The 19,152-nt window shown below is 36.1% G+C and carries 14 protein-coding genes and 4 pseudogenes; 1 reads left to right on the forward strand and 17 read right to left on the reverse strand.

The features are described 5' to 3' along the window. Nucleotides 1-24: 24 nt before the first annotated feature. From smc to AC0L8O_RS12895, 10 genes and pseudogenes are all read right to left on the reverse strand, one after another. A pseudogene (smc, locus tag AC0L8O_RS12850) lies at nucleotides 25-3,587 on the reverse strand (chromosome segregation protein SMC). Nucleotides 3,588-3,811: 224 nt separating this feature from the next. Beyond that, a complete protein-coding gene (rnc, locus tag AC0L8O_RS12855) occupies nucleotides 3,812-4,555 on the reverse strand; it encodes a ribonuclease III (protein WP_473448474.1) in 744 nt (247 codons plus the stop codon). 249 nt (nucleotides 4,556-4,804) lie between these two features. Beyond that, nucleotides 4,805-5,038: an acyl carrier protein gene (gene acpP, locus AC0L8O_RS12860; RefSeq protein WP_026559383.1), complete on the reverse strand. Its 234-nt coding sequence runs from the start codon at nucleotides 5,036-5,038 to the stop codon at nucleotides 4,805-4,807. Between the two features lie 128 nt (nucleotides 5,039-5,166). Continuing rightward, nucleotides 5,167-5,907 (reverse strand): 3-oxoacyl-[acyl-carrier-protein] reductase, encoded by a 741-nt coding sequence (fabG, locus tag AC0L8O_RS12865; RefSeq protein ID WP_473448476.1) that lies wholly within the window; start codon nucleotides 5,905-5,907, stop codon nucleotides 5,167-5,169. Then, entirely contained in the window at nucleotides 5,907-6,851 is a 945-nt protein-coding gene (gene fabD, locus AC0L8O_RS12870) for an ACP S-malonyltransferase (RefSeq protein ID WP_473448479.1), read from the reverse strand. The genes fabG and fabD overlap by 1 nt, the downstream gene beginning before the upstream one ends. Before the next feature lie 18 nt (nucleotides 6,852-6,869). Further along, nucleotides 6,870-7,850, reverse strand: a complete 981-nt coding sequence (gene plsX / locus AC0L8O_RS12875; protein ID WP_473448481.1) for a phosphate acyltransferase PlsX — start codon at nucleotides 7,848-7,850, stop codon at nucleotides 6,870-6,872. An 8-nt stretch (nucleotides 7,851-7,858) separates the two neighbouring features. Beyond that, the gene (gene fapR, locus AC0L8O_RS12880) at nucleotides 7,859-8,431 is read right to left on the reverse strand and encodes a transcription factor FapR (protein WP_473448484.1); all 573 of its coding nucleotides are present in this window, start codon (nucleotides 8,429-8,431) and stop codon (nucleotides 7,859-7,861) included. Nucleotides 8,432-8,550: 119 nt separating this feature from the next. Further along, nucleotides 8,551-10,596 carry an ATP-dependent DNA helicase RecG gene (gene recG, locus AC0L8O_RS12885; RefSeq protein WP_473448866.1) on the reverse strand — a complete coding sequence of 682 codons (2,046 nt, stop codon included), beginning with the start codon at nucleotides 10,594-10,596 and terminating at the stop codon, nucleotides 8,551-8,553. 338 nt (nucleotides 10,597-10,934) lie between these two features. After that, nucleotides 10,935-12,599, reverse strand: a complete 1,665-nt coding sequence (locus tag AC0L8O_RS12890; protein ID WP_473448487.1) for a DAK2 domain-containing protein — start codon at nucleotides 12,597-12,599, stop codon at nucleotides 10,935-10,937. A gap of 17 nt (nucleotides 12,600-12,616) precedes the next feature. Then, nucleotides 12,617-12,979, reverse strand: coding sequence for an Asp23/Gls24 family envelope stress response protein (locus AC0L8O_RS12895; protein WP_473448490.1), 363 nt, complete (start codon nucleotides 12,977-12,979; stop codon nucleotides 12,617-12,619). A gap of 276 nt (nucleotides 12,980-13,255) precedes the next feature. Here AC0L8O_RS12895 and rpmB point away from each other — a divergent pair, with 276 nt between their 5' ends. After that, entirely contained in the window at nucleotides 13,256-13,444 is a 189-nt protein-coding gene (gene rpmB / locus AC0L8O_RS12900; protein WP_026559391.1) for a 50S ribosomal protein L28, read from the forward strand. Nucleotides 13,445-13,543: 99 nt separating this feature from the next. Here the strand turns inward: rpmB and spoVM are convergent, their stop codons facing one another. From spoVM to AC0L8O_RS12935, 7 genes and pseudogenes are all read right to left on the reverse strand, one after another. Beyond that, nucleotides 13,544-13,624: a stage V sporulation protein SpoVM gene (spoVM, locus tag AC0L8O_RS12905; RefSeq protein ID WP_216775481.1), complete on the reverse strand. Its 81-nt coding sequence runs from the start codon at nucleotides 13,622-13,624 to the stop codon at nucleotides 13,544-13,546. Nucleotides 13,625-13,769: 145 nt separating this feature from the next. Next, on the reverse strand, nucleotides 13,770-14,414 hold the full coding sequence (locus AC0L8O_RS12910) for a thiamine diphosphokinase (RefSeq protein ID WP_473448493.1): 645 nt from the start codon (nucleotides 14,412-14,414) through the stop codon (nucleotides 13,770-13,772). 108 nt (nucleotides 14,415-14,522) lie between these two features. After that, a complete protein-coding gene (locus tag AC0L8O_RS12915; protein WP_473448495.1) occupies nucleotides 14,523-14,699 on the reverse strand; it encodes a hypothetical protein in 177 nt (58 codons plus the stop codon). Between the two features lie 74 nt (nucleotides 14,700-14,773). Beyond that, nucleotides 14,774-15,430 carry a ribulose-phosphate 3-epimerase gene (rpe, locus tag AC0L8O_RS12920; RefSeq protein ID WP_473448498.1) on the reverse strand — a complete coding sequence of 219 codons (657 nt, stop codon included), beginning with the start codon at nucleotides 15,428-15,430 and terminating at the stop codon, nucleotides 14,774-14,776. A 2-nt stretch (nucleotides 15,431-15,432) separates the two neighbouring features. Further along, a pseudogene (gene rsgA / locus AC0L8O_RS12925) lies at nucleotides 15,433-16,316 on the reverse strand (ribosome small subunit-dependent GTPase A). A gap of 80 nt (nucleotides 16,317-16,396) precedes the next feature. After that, nucleotides 16,397-18,404: pseudogene (gene pknB, locus AC0L8O_RS12930) on the reverse strand (Stk1 family PASTA domain-containing Ser/Thr kinase). After that, nucleotides 18,398-19,152, reverse strand: a pseudogene (locus AC0L8O_RS12935) (Stp1/IreP family PP2C-type Ser/Thr phosphatase). The pseudogenes pknB and AC0L8O_RS12935 overlap by 7 nt, the downstream one beginning before the upstream one ends.

Raw genomic sequence — 19,152 nt, forward strand, 5'->3', positions numbered from 1 at the left:
TCATTCTGTTGTTCGTCCTTTCGGCTAAGATTGAACTAATTCTTTTGTCTCTTCTAATCTAACTGATACAAGCTTTGAGACACCTGATTCCTGCATCGTTACCCCATATAATACATCCGCTTCTTCCATGGTACCTTTACGATGGGTGATAACGATAAATTGAGTTTCATGACTGAACTTTTTTAAATATTGCGCAAATCGATGTACATTTGCTTCATCAAGAGCTGCCTCAACTTCATCAAGTACACAAAACGGAACAGGGCGGACTTTCAAAATAGAGAATAATAATGCTATAGCTGTTAATGCACGTTCTCCTCCAGACAACAACCCAAGATTTTGTAATTTTTTGCCAGGCGGTTGTGCAACAATTTCAACACCTGTGTTTAACAAATCATTGGGATCTGTTAGTTTAAGCTCCGCTCTTCCCCCACCAAAGAGGGCTTGGAATACAGCTTCAAAATGTGATCGAATTGCATTAAAGGTTTGCTCAAACCTTCTTTTCATTTCATCATCCATTTCATCAATCACTAAGTAAAGTGTGTCTTTCGCTTCTAGTAAATCATCACGTTGCTCGGTTAAGAATGTAAAACGTTCAGAAACACGTTCATATTCATCAATCGCTCCTAAGTTTACCGTTCCTAACTCATCAATTGCAAGTTTAATCAGTTTAACACGTTTTCTCGCTTCCTCCACTTCAATCTCAAGTGTGAATTTTTCTTTTGCTCCTTCAAAGGATAAAAAGTATTCCTCACGTAAATGATTTAAGCGATTATCGAGTTCAACGTCCAGGCGGTTTAGCTTTACTTCTTCATCTTTAAGGATTTCTTGCAACTGCTTATCCTGCCGTTTTATCTCTTTTAACTCGCTTTCTTCAAACTCAAGCTTGCCTTGTAGCTGAAGACGTTCTTCTCTTCTACTTGCAATTAAATCGATTGTTTTATTTTTATCTTGAAGCTTTTTGGTTGCCGCTTCTTCCAGTTTTTCTTCTCCGGATGAGCTTGACGTCATTTCACTTGATAGAAGAGAGTAATCATCAGCTGCTTCGTCATGCTTTTGTTGAGCATGCTTTAGATCTTCATGAATTCTTTCTACTTTTTCTTTTTGATTTTCAAACAATTGTTGTTTTCCGGCTAAGACAACTTTTAATTCTGTTAGTTCAGTCTGAAGCTCATCTTTTGAGGTTTGCTGTGTGTTTTTCTTTTCAGACATTTCCTCAATTTTTTGATCAAGGTCAACTATTTTTGTTGACACTTCTTGAAGTTTAGCCTCAAGCTCTTTTTTACGACGATCAATCCGATCCTTTTCTGAATCAAACGCTTCTTTTTCAGAATCATATAATGTTAAATGATCATTCACATTTTTTTCATTTAATTCAATTTCACGGATATCACTTCGTATTCTTTGTTCCTCTAGTCTAAGATTTTCACCTTTTGAGCGTAAATCCTCTAATTGCCTTTCTTGTTTTACAATGATCTCCTTGGAAGACTTTACATCAATTTCGAGTTGTTCTGTTTTCTCTTCCATTACCGTCAGCTTTTTCGAAATTTGTTCAACTTCGCGTTGTCGACTTAAGAGGGAGTTGTTTTTTTGTTTAACGGCTCCACCAGTCATCGAACCCCCTGGATTTACAACATCTCCTTGTAGCGTTACAAGCCGGTAACGATAATTCATTAACTTTGCAATATCATTTGCACCTTTTAGATCTGATGTAACAATGACTGTTCCTAGTAAGTTAGCGATTATTGATTTAAATCTAGGTTCATACTCCACAAGACTTGTAGCTATACCGATAAAAGCCGGGTGATTTTGAATCATATTCAAATCATGCTTGTTGATAGCACGCTCTTTAATGACTGACAGAGGGAGTAACGTAGCTCTCCCATATGAGTTTTGCTTTAAAAATTGTATCGCTTTTCTAGCAGCACCTTCATCTTCAACAACTACATGCTGCATAGAGCTGCTTAAGGCAATCTCAATGGCAGTTTCAAAATCCTTTTCCGTCTTAATTAATTCTGCCACAGCACCATGAATTCCTCCGAGTTTGTCTTTGGCCTTTAGAATCTCTTTTACTCCTTGAAAAAATCCAGCATAATCTTCCTGCATTGATTCTAGTACTTCTTTGCGTGACCTGGTTTGTTGTAATAATTGATAGGCCTGATATAATGCCGATTCTTTTTTTTGATACGTATTTTTAAGGTTTTCTAGTTTGGCTGAGGTGTCTCGGAAATTTTTTATTTGATCTGATAATTGTTTCTCAACCAGTGCATAGTTTGCTTCAATCTTTAATTTTTTCTCTAAAATTTCAGAGCGCTCTACCACATACCGTTTATTTGATTCTAGCAATCTTTCATTTTTTCTTTCTTGTTGAGTTAATTGTTCATTTAAATATTGAATCTCATTTCTTGCTGTAGCTTGCTCATTAAGGAGTTCAAAATATTCACTTTTCAATTCTTCAATTAGCTCTTCAATATTTTGATTATATGATAATGCCATCTTTTGTTTTTCTGATAATTCTTTTTTGATCAATTCCAATTCATTTGAATAAACGTCAAGAAGCATTTCTTGTTCTGATTTTTCATGACGTAATTGGGCTATTTGCGTTGTATAGTCGGCTATTGTTTTTTCTAATTGAGCTTTATTTTGATGGGCATTTTTCTTTCTCTCTTTTAGGACTTCTTTTCTACCTTCAAGCTTTTCTAACTCTTCACTTGCAAGTAAAAGAACCTGTTGAAGGTCATTAATTGAGTCATCTAAAGCACTAATATGATCTTTCATCTGTTCGACTGCTGCTTCTTTTTTTGCATGGTAGCTGAAAGGTTTCCTTCTAAGACCTTGTTATTTTCTACAGATTTAGAAAGATTTTCATATTTTTGATGAAGTTCTTCTATTTCAAACACTGTTAAAGCAACTTCAATCTGCTCTAGTTCTTCCTTTTGTTCTAAATAATCCTTGGCAATAGATGCCTGCATTTTTAAAGGTTCGACTTGCCCTTCCAACTCATGAAGAATATCATTTACACGATTTAAATTTTCTTGTGTTTCCGCAAGTTTATATTCAGCCTTTTTCTTCCGAGATTTATATTTTAAAACTCCTGCAGCTTCTTCAAAAATTGAACGTCTTTCTTCAGATTTACTGCTTAGGATTTCTTCTACTTTCCCTTGGCTTATGATCGAAAATGCTTCTTTCCCTAACCCTGAGTCCATAAACAGGTCAACAATGTCTTTTAATCGACAGCTTTGTTTATTAATGAAAAATTCGCTTTCTCCTGAACGGTAAACACGGCGGGTTACACTTACCTCATGATAATCAATAGGAAGAAAATGATCTTCATTATCAAGCGTAAGGGTTACTTCAGCTACATTTAAGCTTTTTCTCGAATCGCTTCCGGCAAAAATAATATCTTCCATTTTTGCTCCGCGCAAAGATTTAGCCGACTGTTCTCCAAGTACCCATCTAATACCATCGGTTATATTACTTTTTCCACTACCATTAGGTCCAACTACTGCAGTAACACCTTTGACAAAATCTACGGTGACTCTTTCAGCAAAGGACTTGAATCCAACAATATCCAAACGTTTGAGGAACATTGTGATCCTCCTTACTTATTCTTTTTTCTAATGTTTTCGTCAATTATGTTTTATATCATCGTAATTATGACAAACTCCTCCATATTTTATCATAATTTGTCGACATATCTTAAAGTTTTTTTATCGTTAAGAGTTTTAAATAGATAAACCTTAAAAAAGGACAACTCCTTCAATTTCGTATGTTGTTTATCATACGATTCTAAGGTTGTCCTTTGTCCTTGATCCTATTTATTTATTTGTTGCAGTTTCGATAGTGCTTCTTGGGCAGCATGCTGCTCTGCTTCTTTTTTTGATTTACCGCTACCTGTACCATACACCTTGCCATCCAAAGAAACAGTGGAGACAAATTCACGGTTATGCGCAGGACCTTTTTCCTGAAGGATTTTATATTCTAATACCCCTTTTGTATCTCTTTGAACAAATTCCTGAAGCTGACTCTTGAAATCCATTACATGCGAAAAGGCTCCTTCATCAACTTTTGGGATAACAAACTTATCTAAAAATTGAACAACGGCCTCAAGACCTTGATCTAAATAAAGCGCTCCAATGAATGCTTCAAATACGTCTGCGAGTAAAGCAGGCCGAGAACGCCCTCCTGTCATTTCCTCACCTTTACCAAGTAACACCAAACTACCAAACGAAAGAGAATTAGCAAAACCAACAAGTGAGGGCTCACATACGATCGCAGCACGTAATTTTGTTAATTCCCCTTCACTCATCATTGGATATTTCTTGTAAAGGTATTGAGAAATAGTTAACTCAAGAACAGCATCACCTAAAAATTCCAGCCTCTCATTATCTTCATATGGTTTTTTTCGATGTTCATTAACATATGAGGAATGAGTAAATGCTTGGTACAAGAGTTTTTCATTTGCAAACGCATGTCCAATATTCACTTGGAATTTTTTAAACTCTTCCGCTTTTTTTGCAAAAGAGCGTCTCTCTTTATAATTTATATGTCTTGCCATAGCTTGGACCTCCAATTTAAATACGAAAGCAACTCCATGTTTAAACTTGTATAAGACACTTCATAATTGAAGGTAATTGTCATTGTCCCCTTGAATTATGAAGTGGCTTATGACCTGTGCATGTGTTTACCAGTAGTATACATCATGCTAAGAATAAAGCATAGAAGCCTGATACCAGCAAAAATATTTTTTAAATGCTAAAGAAAGGGGGAAAGTCCCGTAATACCTACGGGACTTTTTTCAGCAACATTACTGTTGGCTATTTATGTAGTTAACAGCGTCACCCACTGTACCGATTTTTTCTGCATCTTCGTCAGAAATCTCCATATCGAACTCATCTTCAAGTTCCATAACAAGCTCAACTACATCAAGGGAATCTGCTCCAAGATCATCTTTAAATGAAGACTCTAATTTCACTTCAGCCTCATCTACACCTAAACGGTCAACGATAATCTTTGTTACACGTTCTAAAACATCTGCCATTTTCCTTCACCTCCCCTCAAGTATTATAGATGATTTTATTATGAAAAACTAGGTTTGTTTCTAGTATTTTATTTCAAACAGTTATTCTTCACTAGTTTACCTTGCAAACATCAAGGAAATACAAAAAATCACATCACCATTCCACCGTTAATATGAAGAGTTTGCCCCGTGATATATTTACTTTTCTCCGAAGCAAGGAATGTTACAGCATTAGCTATATCACTTGGTTCTCCTAAAGCTGCTAATGGAATTTGTTTAAGTAAATCAGCTTTGATATCGTCATTTAATTCATCTGTCATGTCTGTTGAAATAAATCCGGGCGCTACAGCATTTACAGTAATATTTCTAGATGCTAATTCCTTGGCTGTTGTTTTTGTTAATCCTATTACTCCCGCTTTTGCTGCAACATAATTTGCTTGACCAGGATTTCCACTTACACCAACAACTGATGTTATATTAATAATTCGGCCATTTCTTTGCTTCATCATTTGTCTTGTAACTGCTTTTGTACAAAGAAATACACCTTTTAAGTTTGTGTCGATAACTTCATCCCATTCTGAATCCTTCATTCTCATGAGAAGATTATCTCTTGTTATTCCTGCGTTATTTACAAGAATATCTAATTGACCAAATTCCTTAATCACTTCTTTTATCATTTGCTGAACTTCATCACCATTAGACACATCGGCTTTAATAGCGATAGCTTGTCCACCACTTGCTTTGATCTCATCAACAACCTCATTAGCCTTCGCTTCGTTTCCGGCATAGTTAACAGCAATACTTGCCCCATTCTTTGCAAGATCCAATGCGATGGCTCTTCCAATTCCACGTGATGCCCCGGTAACTAAAGCAACCTTATTGCTTAGCATTAAGCTTCCTCCTTCAATTTGTCTACAGTTACATGTAAAGATTCAAGATCAAATATATTATAAACCGATGCTGAACGATCAATTTTTTTCACCAATCCAGTTAACACTTTACCAGGTCCAATTTCGACAAATGTTGTCACACCATTTTGTACCATTGTTCTTATTGATTCTTCCCATCTTACAGGTGAGTATAACTGTTTGACAAGTAAATCCTTAATTTGCTCGTGACATTCTACCGGTTTTGCTGTTACATTTGCAATGACCGGGGTAGAAGCATCCTTAAATTTAACTTCAGATAATACCTGATCAAACTTTTCTGCTGCAGGTTTCATTAATTCAGAATGGAACGGCCCGCTGACAACTAATGGAATTGCTCGTTTTGCACCATTTTCTTTTGCAAGTGACGACGCCTTTTCAACCCCTGCAGCTGTTCCAGAAATAACGATTTGTCCTGGGCAATTTAGGTTCGCTAATTGAACCGAATCGCCATTTTCAGTTACATTGTTTGTGACCTTTTCCAATTCTTCTGCCGCCATTCCCAGGATGGCCGACATTGCTCCCTTACCTGCAGGTACAGCCTCGTCCATATATTCTCCACGTTTTTTTACAGCATACACAGCGTCCTCAAAATCCAGAACACCTGCAGCAACTAGAGCCGAGTATTCCCCTAACGAATGACCAGCAACATAATCTGCATGGACATTAAATTTCTTAACATATTCTAAAATAGCGATACTTGTTGTTAGTAAAGCAGGCTGGGCATTATAAGTTAATGTTAATGTATCTTGTGGTCCTTCGAAAATAAGTTCCTTTAATTTCTGTCCTAATTTTTTGTCGGCTTTTTCAAAAATATCTTTTGACTCAGTAATGTCTTGATAGAAGTCCTTTCCCATGCCAACTACTTGTGAACCTTGACCAGGAAATAAAAAAGCAATCTTCGTCATCTCGTGTTCCTCCGTTTCCTATCCCTTTATTGAAGAAAGAATTGTACCGGATACATCATTTGATATCATTTCTCTTGTTTGACGGATAGCATTATAAATTGCATTAGCATCCGATGATCCGTGGGCTTTAATCACAGGGGCTTTTAAACCAAATAGAGCAGCACCGCCATATTCAGAATAATCCATTTGCTGTTTGATTACTTTTAATTGGGGTTTTAACACACCTGCAGCAAGCTTTGAAGTGAAATTACTTGTTAAAGCAGATTTCAGCATCGAAAATACAGAAAGGGCTGTACCCTCGATTGTCTTTAGGGCGATATTTCCAGTAAATCCATCTGTAACAACCACATCTGCCACAGATTCCATCAAATCTCTTGATTCAACATTTCCGATAAAGTTAACATTCGCTTCTTTTAACAGTTCAAAAGTTTGCTTAGTTAACTCATTCCCTTTCTTATCTTCTGTCCCAACATTTAAAAGGCCTACTCGAGGGTTATTAATTCCTCTAACTCTTTCAGCATATACTGATCCCATAATGGCATATTGAAGTAAATGTTCCGGTTTTGCATCAACATTTGCACCTACATCTAAAAACAAAAAACCTTTACCATCCAGTGTTGGTAATGTGGGCGATAATGCAGGCCTTTCAATACCCTCAATTCTTCCTACAACTAATAATCCAGCTGTCATGAGAGCACCTGTGTTTCCTGCTGAAATACACCCGTCTGCTCTCCCTTCTTTCACTTCATTTGCCATTAAGACCATTGATGCATTTTTTTTACGACGTACTGCTCGAACAGGCTCATCTGTTCCTTCAATTATTTCATCAGTATGTATAATGTTGATTCTTGTAGCATCTCTTAAATATGTTTTTATTTTATCTTCCTGACCAATAAGCGTGACCTCTAAATCGGGAAATGCGGCTATAGCTTTCATGACACCTTCAACTACCGATTTTGGCGCATGATCTCCACCCATTGCATCGATCGCTAGCTTCATTATGTAACCTACCTTTGTGTTTGATTAGAGCGATACATTTCAAACTCACCAGAAAAAACCAATTCACTTCCTACAAAGCTATTTACTTCTACCATCGTTCGTTTTTGTTCAGAATCACTTTTCACCATTTTTGCTTTGGCAATGACACGCTCATTTTCTTTTACTTGTCTTGTAAAATGAATATTTGCCTTTGCTGTTAATGCCAATTCATCATTTATCATTGCTACAGCCAGTGAGTTTGCTTGTGCAAATAAGTGGTGACCCCTGGCAATTTGATTCCTGCTAAATACATGCTCTTTTTTAATTTCCAAAATAGAAATTGCGGACTCATCGAGTTGTAAGTCTATAACTTCTCCTATTACTTCTTCTATCGGTAATGCCTTAACTTCATCATCCAATTTCTTTTCAGCGACATGTTTTATTCGTTCCCTTAATTCAGGAATGGATAATTCTAACCTATCCAAGCGTATCGTTTGAATACTAACTTGAAACCTCTCAGCTAGCTCTTCATCGGTTATGAATGGTGTGTTAGTAATTGTCTCCTGTAATAAAAGTTGTCTTTCTTTTTTACTTTTTCTCATGATATCAATGACACCGTCCGAACTATTAAGACTAGGTACTAATAGTAGTATATAGATAAAGAAAACAGATTGCAACTGTATTGCTATCTGTTTTCTGAGAAAAAGTTATTAAACTATCATTAATCCAGCTTTTCGCCCTCGAGTATGCCTGATTGATGTAAGTATACTCTTAATGGTTCATATTTTACTTCTTCCCAAAAAGCCTTTGACTGGATAAGTTCTGCTGCATCTTGTCTCGCTACTTCCAATGCACGATAATCATGTACCATATCTGCTACTTTAAAGATTGGCATTCCGCTTTGTTTTTTCCCAAAGAAGTCACCTGGTCCTCTAAGTTCTAAATCACGTTCCGAGAGGACAAATCCATCATTTGTCTCGGTCATGATTTTCATTCGTTCTTTTCCAGTTTCTGATTTAGGATCTGCAAGCAAAATACAATATGACTGTTCACTGCCCCTACCTACCCGACCTCTTAATTGGTGGAGTTGAGAAAGGCCAAACCGTTCTGCATCATAAATAATCATTGTTGTAGCATTCGGAACATTGACACCCACTTCAACGACAGTTGTAGATACCAATACATTTACTTCATTTTGACTAAAGCTTCTCATTACAGAGTCTTTTTCATCTGAAGAGAGTCTTCCATGCATGAGACCAATTTGAAATCTCCCTTTATAGTAAGAAGTCAACATACTGTGAACATCAAGAGCATTTTGAACATCCAACTTATCAGATTCCTCAATCAATGGACAAATAACATAGGCCTGGCGTCCTTTTGATAACTCTTTTTCAATAAATACGAGAATCCTCTCAAGCATAGAAGGTTTTACCCAGTAAGTTTCGATTGCTTTTCTTCCGGCAGGTAACTCGTCAATTATCGATACATCCATTTCCCCAAAAGCTGTTATAGCTAATGTTCTTGGAATCGGTGTTGCTGTCATAAATAATACATCTGTATGTTCTCCTTTTTCACGGAGCATTCGTCTTTGTTCCACACCAAAGCGATGTTGTTCATCTGTAATAACAAGACCAAGTTTATGAAACTTTATATCATCCTGGATTAAGGCATGTGTACCAATCAATAATTGAATCTCATTTTTTTCAACTTTTTCTAGCAATTCTCTTCTCTTTTTCCCTTTAACTGAACTCGTCAGCAATGCTACAGTTACATTATATGGCTCAAAAAGTTGCACGAGTGAATCAGCATGTTGCTCTGCTAAAATTTCAGTTGGAACCATAAGAGCCCCTTGATAGCCGGATAACACCGCAGCATAAAAAGCGATAGCAGCTACAATGGTTTTTCCAGAACCAACATCTCCTTGTAATAATCGATTCATGCGGTATGGAGATGTCATATCCTGTAAAATCTCATTCACCACTCTTGATTGTGCTTTTGTAAGCGGAAAAGGTAATGAATCAATAAATTGCTGGTGTTTCTCCCTTGAAAATTCATGCATAACCCCTTTTGACTGTTCACGTTGTATTTTTCTTAACGCCTGCATTTTAAGTTGAAATAATAGAAATTCCTCATACACAAAACGTCTGCGCGCTAATTTTAAATCTTCCTTTTCATGAGGAGTATGAATTGTGTATAGTGCTTCTCTTCTGGTTAACAACTTATATTTTTGTAACAGATCATCAGGGAGAATTTCTTCAATATCTTTTAAATATGTTGATAAGGCAAGTGAAACAAACTTTTTTATCCCTTTTACTGTAAGTTTACCCTTTATAGAGTAAACCGGCTCTATGCCTGATTGTTCTTTCTTAGGACCGAACGATAATTGCTGGACGGTAATTGTTTGCCGATGCTTATCCCATTTTCCAGTTACTGTAACAGTTGAATCAATGGTAAGTTTATTTTTAAAGTAAGGACGGTTAAAACAAACAACTGATAAAAGGTACTTTCCAACAAGTAAACGAAATGTTAACCGTGAACGTTTTCTTCCGAAAAAGGTAAGTGAAGCCTCACTATGTACCCTTCCTTCAACCGTTACTCGCTCATCGTGCTTAACATCTTCTAAGTCTCGCAGACTGTTATCATCATATCGATATGGAAAATACTCCAACAGGTCTTGAATTGTATAAATCCCTACATCATTTAATAATTCAGATGTTTCACTTCCTACACCTTTTAATTCAGAAATTGGTTCTAATAATTTATTCATCACCATTAAATTTGCGTCTTCCATAAGCCATAAGATCTTAGCTGTTGACCTGTAGGAGCCGCAGCTAACCCTCCTTATTAAGTTACTTTAAGCAAAAGAAGCAGTACTTGATTATGTTCAATATTGCTCGTCTACCCTTTTATTTTAAATAATGTTCTTATCTTATTATTTACTATTGTTAACAGAACGGGAACATTCGTTTCCTACAGTTTTATTTTAACAGAAATAAGGAAAATCAGCATGTCTATAATTCGTAGTCAGCATTCCAAAAAATAAAATTAATAAAATCTTGTTAATAAACAACAAAAAACCCAGAAATCCGGGTTTTTTGTTGTTTATTATTCAACTGAAAATATATAGGAATATAAAGGTTGATCCCCTTTATGCACTTCAACTTCTACGTCCTCAAACATTTCTTCAACAAATTGTAACAGCTGTTCTGTCTCCTCTTCTGTTGCTTCTTCACCTTGAATTATCGTAACAATTTCATCATCTTCAGAAATCATTTCAGTGAGAAGTTTTTTAGAGGCAGCTAATTGTTCCCGATCTGTAATAACAATTTTACCGTTTGATATACCCATAAAATCGCCTTTAGCAATATCGAGTCCATCTATATTTGTATCACGTACGGCATATGTTATCTGACCACTCTTCACATGCTGCAATGCTTCATTCATCAATCCTTCAACTTCTTCTGTCTCAGCTGTTGGATTAAACGCCAGTAATGCAGCCATTCCTTGCGGCACTGTTTTAGATGGAATAACGATAACATTTTCTTCAACTACTGATGCTGCTTGTTGAGCTGCCATAACAATATTTGAGTTATTTGGTAAAATGATAATATTTTCGGCGTTTACGTCATGAATCGCCTTAACAATATCCTCAGTGCTTGGATTCATTGTTTGACCGCCTTCAATGACTTCATTTGCCCCAATACTTCTAAATAACTCTGCAATACCTTTACCCATTGAAACAGTTACGATACCATATTTATTTTTTTCGACTTTCATTACTGTTGGTTCAGTCTGTTGGAGTTCCCCAACAAGATCGGTATGTTGCTGTCTCATATTTTCTATTTTCATATTGATGAGGTTTCCATATTTTTGCCCGTAAGATAGTACTTCACCTGGATATTCAGCATGTATATGTACTTTTGCCAATTCATCATCAGCAATAACTAATAATGAATCACCGAATTCACTTAATTCATTCCTAAACGTATCTTCATCAAAAGGTGTTTTGTCAGCTTCAAAGCGCACCATAAATTCGGTGCAATATCCGAACTCAATATCCTCTGTATTTATATGACCTTGAACACTCTTATGGTGTTCTGCATTCACAAGCTCATCCATAGATGGTGTTGTGACATGTGCAGTCGTAAGCTTTTCACCTTTTAGGACTGCTAAAAAGCCTTCATATACAAAAACTAAGCCTTGGCCTCCACTATCCACCACACCTACTTCTTTTAATACAGGTAAAAGCTCAGGAGTGCGCTTCAGGGAAGCTTCCGCTTCTTTTAAGGTTAACTCCATAACCTTTGTGATAGATGTCTCAGTCTCAGCTACATGTACTGCAGCTTTTGCAGCATCCTTAGCAACAGTTAATATTGTCCCTTCGACAGGTTTCATAACAGCTTTGTAGGCAGTGTCAACACCAGCTTGAAGGGCAGCAGCAAACTCAGTTGCATTAATGGATGCTTTTAGTTCTATGGATTTAGAAAATCCTCTAAATAATTGTGACAGAATCACACCGGAGTTACCTCGAGCACCCATTAATAGACCCTTTGAAAGCGCATTCCCAACTTTCCCGATATGATCAGCTTTATTGTTTTTTACTTCTTTTGCGCCTGATGTCATTGATAGATTCATGTTTGTACCAGTATCTCCATCTGGAACTGGAAATACATTGAGCGCATCAACTAATTTTGCATTATTGGCTAGGTGGTTCGCACCTTGCAAAATCATCTCTGCAAACTGCTTACCATCTAAGGTTGTATTAGACACAGGTAGTTTCCTCCTTACTACGGGTTCGCAACACGAACACCTTGTACAAAAATGTTAACAGAATCAACAGCAAGTCCAACCGTCTGATCTAACGTGTACTTTACTTTCGTTTGAACGTTATGTGCGACTTCAGAAATTTTTGTACCATAGCTGACGATTATATACATATCTATATTAATCGATTCGTCATCCTGACGAACGATTACGCCTCTGCTAAAGTTTTCTTTTCTTAGGATATCCGTAAGACCGTCTTTTATTTGATTCTTTGATGCCATTCCAACAATACCATAGCAGTCAATAGCTGCACCACCTGCAATGGTAGCAATGACTTCGTTTGAAATATCAATTTGTCCGTACTTTGTTTTTAATTCAATGGACATATTAGTTCCCCCTTTGGAATTGTTCGCACTGGCTACAGTTATTTTACTATAAGCCCAGAAATTTTAAAAGCGATTATAAGTCCGAAGTATAAATACAAGTACTTCTATTATATACAACAATACTTAAAATACTATGTCAAGGAAAAATTCTTGAAAGACTATTGTAGAAGTATTGCATTCTAATGACAGTTATGATAAATTATTAAAGTATCTCATGGCTATGTACATGACTATTGTAAAATATGTAGTGTTTTTTTGTAGTAAGGAGGGAATAACATGGCACGTAAATGCGTTGTTACTGGTAGAAAAACTCGCTCAGGTAACTCTCGTTCACACGCGATGAACGCTAACAAACGTACTTGGGGCGCAAACCTTCAAAAAGTTCGCATCTTAGTTAACGGAAAACCAAAAAGAGTATATGTATCTGCTCGCGCTTTAAGATCAGGTAAAGTTGAGCGAGTTTAATTTATTAAGCTTACTCAAAAACTTATTCTCTTATCTTCGAGAATATAGATACTATAAAGCGAAACAAGAAAGAAGCACCGATAATTCGGTGCTTTTTTCTTAATCTTTTTTAAACGAACCGAGCATTGCTCGAACAATTCCTCCTAAAAACTTCGGTAGCTTAAACGTATAAAATTTCATTGTTTCCCTCCTCAACCAATCATTCAACAAGGTTAAAGCTTGTTCAAAGGTGCTAGAAGCGTCAAAAAATGTTATGAATCAGTTCCTTAGCATTATATTCAGTTCCCATATAAAAAATGACGCTATCTTGCTCATTGAACAACAGTTAATCTCGGCTTCTTATCATTAATAATATGCCCTCTTGAAAAGAAAAAGTACCTACATCACCAATGAGTTCATTACTAATACATAATGTGGAGCCAAGCCTGATATGACAGTTTTTTAACGGATATTTAAATCCATCTAATGTTAACCCGTATATATCAGTACTTATGGCAATAAATGAGATATAGTCCCACTCAATTTTCCTCTTTACTTTATATGTACCTGATGTGTAGAGCGTGATTTGATTTTGTTGGTCGATTATGTCAATTTTGGATAGAGTTGAAGTGGATTTTATAAGAAGATGAATATTCCCAAGTAAATGATCAAGCCTTCCTCCTGTTGCTCCAAAAATATATATTTGATCAGGTTTTTGAGAAATTGCCCAATCTAGGGCTATTTCAGTATCAGTTTTATCTTTTTCAGAAGGCAGTGTATTTAAGTTCGGTATTCTTGTCTTTAAACTTTCATGTTCTTTATATGATATTGAATCAAAATCTCCAAACGCATGATGTAAAGGTATGTTGAGATCTAAAAGATAACGGGACCCTCTATCAATTCCAACCCAGATCATTTCATCTGAATGATATTTAGTTAAGTCTGCAAGGTTTTCTTTAGGTCCTCCTGCTACAAGAGATATAGTTTTCATATATGTGCCTTTCACCCAATCTATATATAATATTAAGGATATTTTTCAGTTGGTCAAAAAATAAGAAAAAAGCCTGACACTACTTTCGGTGTCAGAACTTTCTTTCTCTTACATATTATCATCATAATCATATCTAAAACCATCTATTTGTGCGGTTTCCAAATTGTTTTTAAGCTTTTGCAATACTGTTTTATATTGTTCAAGTTCCTGGTAATCAGTACTGGAATTTAAAACAGCTTTTAAAGCTTGTTCAATAATTACTATATCTTCTTTTGAAAAATTCATCGTAAAAAGCCCCCAGTTATATTTAATCTAAATCATTAAATAGGATGGTTTACTTTGTACGATTTTATTATTTCTTAGGAAAGAACAGCTTGTTTTAATGTTTGAATAGCTTGGTGCCGATCAGGATTGTTATAGATAAATGATCCTGCTACAAGGACATTCGCACCTGCTTCAACACATAATTTTGCCGTTTCTTCGTTTACTCCACCATCAACCTCAATGTCGATAGAAAGATTTTTTTCTTTTACTATGTTTACTAATTGCTTTATTTTTGGTAAAACTTGAGGAATAAATGTTTGACCGCCAAATCCAGGATTGACTGTCATAAATAACACCATGTCAACGTCCTCTAAAACATGAACAATCGATTCGATTGGGGTATGAGGATTTAATACCACACCAGATTTCACACCCTCAGATTTTATTAACTGCAGTGTACGATGTAAATGTCTACATGCTTCAACATGCACAGTTATAATATCTGCACCAGCTTTCGCAAATTCTCTAATGTATTGATCAGGTTTTTCGATCATTAAATGAACATCTAGAGGAAGCTTTGTAACGGGACGTATTGCCTCTACAATCAACGGTCCAATTGTAATGTTCGGTACAAAGTGTCCATCCATTACATCAACATGGATGTAGTCTGCCCCCCCATTTTCTACATCTTTTACTTCCTCTCCTAATTTTGCAAAGTTTGCCGATAAAATAGATGGAGCAATTTTTATCATACTTAATACCTCGGCTTTCTCTCTTTAATTTCTTCAACAAATGTTAAATAGTGATCATAACGATACTGTGGAATTTCGCCTGCTTCAACAGCATTTTTCACTGAACATTTCGGCTCTCTTACATGAGTACATCCCCTGAATTTACAATCCCCACTTCTTTCTCTCATTTCAGGGAAGCAATAGGTAAGATCTTCTACCTCAATCCCTGTAAAATCTAAAGAGCTAAACCCTGGGGTATCAGCTACAAAACCCGTTCCTACCGAAATAAGTTCTACATGCCGTGTTGTATGCTTTCCCCGGCCAAGGTGGGAGGATATATCATTTGTTTTAAGCTCTAAATCAGGTCTAAGAACGTTCAATAATGATGATTTTCCCACACCTGATTGACCGGCAAATACAGAAATATGGCCATTAAGAAATGGTAACAAGTCTTTATCTACCGTTGATTCTACTGTTGAGGTTAAAAGAACTGTGTATCCTGCATTTTGATAGTCTTTTGCAAAAGACCCTACTCTTTCTCTTATTTCGTCAGATGGAATCAGATCTACTTTACTTATAACAATAATAGGGATAATATCATTCGCTTCTATTAACACTAAAAAACGATCTAATAATGTTGTACTAAAATCCGGCTCTACAGCAGAAAAAACAAGGATCGCTTGATCAACATTACAAATGGGGGTCGAACTAATTCATTTTTCCGTTCAAAAACCTCCAAAATATAACCTTCGAGATCATTTTCAGCCTGGTACTCAACCTCATCACCTACAAGAGGTGTGATTTTATTTTTACGGAACACACCTCTTCCGCGACATTGAATTAATCTTTCCTTGTCTTGCACATAGTAAAAACCACTAAGAGCCTTTACAATTTTTCCACGTGGCATGGAAAACCTCCTTGATGATCTTCATCAAAATTTTATTATCATTCTCTAAGCTAAAATGGGAACATATTATTTCTTATTAGTTACTCATCCGCCGGGTATTCAATTTTTTCTGATGAGTGTACTTTTCCATCAACGATTATTTGATAATACGCATCATCTCCCGGGTTGATGGTGAAATTTAATGTTTCCTCTCGGGGACTGGTTATTTTAAATGTTCTATATACTTCAGAAATAGAATGTTCCGCATCATCAATATTGATTTCAACAGTCAATTCTGCCCCTTCTTGTTCCGGTTCATACGGTATTTCGATTTTTCTTGTCACTGTTTTTGGTGGCTTAGCTTCAGGACCAGAAGAATAAACTAACTTTAATGTTGTATCCTTTGGAACAACTTCTGTCCCGGGTTCTGGTAATTGAGAAATTAAATTTCCTTCAGGAACTGTATCAGAGTTCTCTTCAGATATATTAGGTATAAAACCATATTGAGTCACATATTCGTCTATTTCAGACCTGTTTTTCCCAACTAAATTTTCAATCTTAATTTGTGCCGGCCCCTTACTGACAACTAATTCTATTTCGGTTTCAGTAGGTACGACTTCTTCACCTACTTCGGGACTTTGTGAAATAATCCTGCCAGCTGTTTCATTTTCGTCTGTTTCTTCCGTTACCTTTATGTTTTCAAATCCTTTTAACTGAAGAATAGATTTAACTCTTTCAATCGAACGCCCCACATAATCATCTAAAACAACCTTTTCTTTTCCTGTACTTTCATATATGGTAATTAAAGAACCTTCTTTAACGCTGTTATTTGCTTCGGGCTCAGTTTTAATAACATGTCCTTCTTCAATTTCTTCATCAGTCATAAGAATAGGTTCCTCTCCGACATCAAAACCATGTTCAAGGAGGATTGTAACAGCTTCTTCGTATGATTCTCCCGTAAGATCCGGTACTTCTACGTCCTTCGGTAATAAGAATTCCGGAACAATAAAGAACGCGGCAATAATTGAGATAATGATTACGATAAAAGTGGTAATAATAAATGTTGCAACTTTACTTTTTTCTTCTTTTGCTTTTTTCTTTCTTAGCTTTTTTATCTTTTTTAGAATCATTATTTTGGGTTTGTGGACTTGGTTCGGACTGAACAGTAGGTTTTCTTACAATTGTATCGTCAGCCTTAAAATTTTCAATGTTTTCATTTGTAATGATAGGTATAGCTTTCGTTGCCTCTTCATCTTCAGGAATAACAAAACGAGGCTCTGATAATCTTTTAACATCAAAAGCTGTTTCCAAATCATTTTCCAATTCTTCAACATTATCATATCGATGAAAAGGATCTTTAGCGGTTGATTTGATTATTATATTTTCAATACTTTGAGGGATGTCTGGGTTCCATCTCTTTGGTGATGGTGTTTCCGACTGTAGGTGCTTTAAAGCAATAGAAATAGCAGACTCTCCATCAAATGGTAATCTACCAGTGAGTAACTCAAAGAAAACAATCCCGATAGAATAAATATCTGATTTTTTATTTGCTAACCCGCCTCTTGCTTGTTCAGGAGATAAGTAATGAACAGAACCTAAAACCGAGTTTGTTTGTGTGATCGTAGTTGCACTTAATGCCATGGCTATCCCAAAGTCTGTTACTTTCACATTCCCATGATGATCAATCAAAATATTATGTGGTTTAATGTCACGATGTATAATTTGATTATCATGTGCGTGTTGAATAGCCGAAGCAATTTGAACCATAATACTTACAGCTTTTCTTGGATGCACAGGTGCAAATTGTTGTATGTACTGTTTTAAAGTTTGTCCCTCTACATATTCCATTACGATATAATAAACGCCATCTTCCTCACCAACATCATAAATGCTTACGATATTTGGATGAGCCAAGCTTGTTGCAGATTGGGCCTCTCTTCTAAACCGCTTGATGAATTCATCATCATTAGAAAAATCAAAGCGCAATACTTTCATTGCCACTTCTCTCTCTAGAATCATATCGCGTGCAAGATAGACGTTCGCCATCCCGCCTCCACCGACCACTTCTAGAATTTTATAACGGCCACTAATTCTTTTACCTATTAGCACGAGTCTTCACCTATTTTATGTGCCGTCTTTTTTAGCATGATTAAAGAGATATTATCTTCTCCACCATTATCATTTGCTAACTGAACCAGTTCATGGGCTGTTTTTGTAAGATTATCTGATTGAGACAGCTCTTTTTCTAATATGTCATCAGTAACTTTATTGGATAGACCATCAGAACATAGTAATAATATATCATTATCGTCCATTTCAATTGTTTTTAAGTCCAGATCCACATTTTGTTCTGTTCCAAGTGCTCGTAAAAGAACATTTTTTCGAGGGTGATGTTCAGCATCTTCTTTAGAAATCTGACCTGATTTTACCAGCTCATTTACAAGAGAGTGATCCTGTGTGATCTGGTTAAAGCCACTATTATTTAATAAATAACAGCGGCTGTCTCCAATATGACCGATTGTAGCGTATGTTTTTGTTACTAAAGCTGTAACAATTGTTGTACCCATTCCTTGACATTCAGGGTGGGATACTGAGTGCTCATAAACAGCTTTATTTACTTCGGAAACCTTTTGTAGTAACCAACTTTCTGCTTCTCCGGGTCCATTTATAGCAGGTTCTTCTTCCCATAGTGTCTTAAAAGTTGAGATTGTCATTTGACTGGCAACGTCTCCCGCCAAATGCCCCCCATGCCATCGGCAACTATTGCTAAAATACCGGCGTTGTTTTGAAAAAATCCTACAGAATCTTCATTATGTTGCCTAACTTTTCCCCTATCCGACAAAAAAACATGATCCAA

Source organism: Metabacillus sp. KJ11-3 (assembly GCF_055808295.1).

What these genes read in the sequence shown, in the direction of transcription:
- rnc (WP_473448474.1), bottom strand. Translation starts at nt 4,555, where the DNA reads ATGGCAAGACATATAAATTATAAAGAGAGACGCTCTTTTGCAAAAAAA.
- acpP (WP_026559383.1), bottom strand. Translation starts at nt 5,038, where the DNA reads ATGGCAGATGTTTTAGAACGTGTAACAAAGATTATCGTTGACCGTTTA.
- fabG (WP_473448476.1), bottom strand. Translation starts at nt 5,907, where the DNA reads ATGCTAAGCAATAAGGTTGCTTTAGTTACCGGGGCATCACGTGGAATT.
- fabD (WP_473448479.1), bottom strand. Translation starts at nt 6,851, where the DNA reads ATGACGAAGATTGCTTTTTTATTTCCTGGTCAAGGTTCACAAGTAGTT.
- plsX (WP_473448481.1), bottom strand. Translation starts at nt 7,850, where the DNA reads ATGAAGCTAGCGATCGATGCAATGGGTGGAGATCATGCGCCAAAATCG.
- fapR (WP_473448484.1), bottom strand. Translation starts at nt 8,431, where the DNA reads ATGAGAAAAAGTAAAAAAGAAAGACAACTTTTATTACAGGAGACAATT.
- recG (WP_473448866.1), bottom strand. Translation starts at nt 10,596, where the DNA reads ATGAATAAATTATTAGAACCAATTTCTGAATTAAAAGGTGTAGGAAGT.
- AC0L8O_RS12895 (WP_473448490.1), bottom strand. Translation starts at nt 12,979, where the DNA reads ATGTCCATTGAATTAAAAACAAAGTACGGACAAATTGATATTTCAAAC.
- rpmB (WP_026559391.1), top strand. Translation starts at nt 13,256, where the DNA reads ATGGCACGTAAATGCGTTGTTACTGGTAGAAAAACTCGCTCAGGTAAC.
- spoVM (WP_216775481.1), bottom strand. Translation starts at nt 13,624, where the DNA reads ATGAAATTTTATACGTTTAAGCTACCGAAGTTTTTAGGAGGAATTGTT.
- AC0L8O_RS12910 (WP_473448493.1), bottom strand. Translation starts at nt 14,414, where the DNA reads ATGAAAACTATATCTCTTGTAGCAGGAGGACCTAAAGAAAACCTTGCA.
- AC0L8O_RS12915 (WP_473448495.1), bottom strand. Translation starts at nt 14,699, where the DNA reads ATGAATTTTTCAAAAGAAGATATAGTAATTATTGAACAAGCTTTAAAA.
- rpe (WP_473448498.1), bottom strand. Translation starts at nt 15,430, where the DNA reads ATGATAAAAATTGCTCCATCTATTTTATCGGCAAACTTTGCAAAATTA.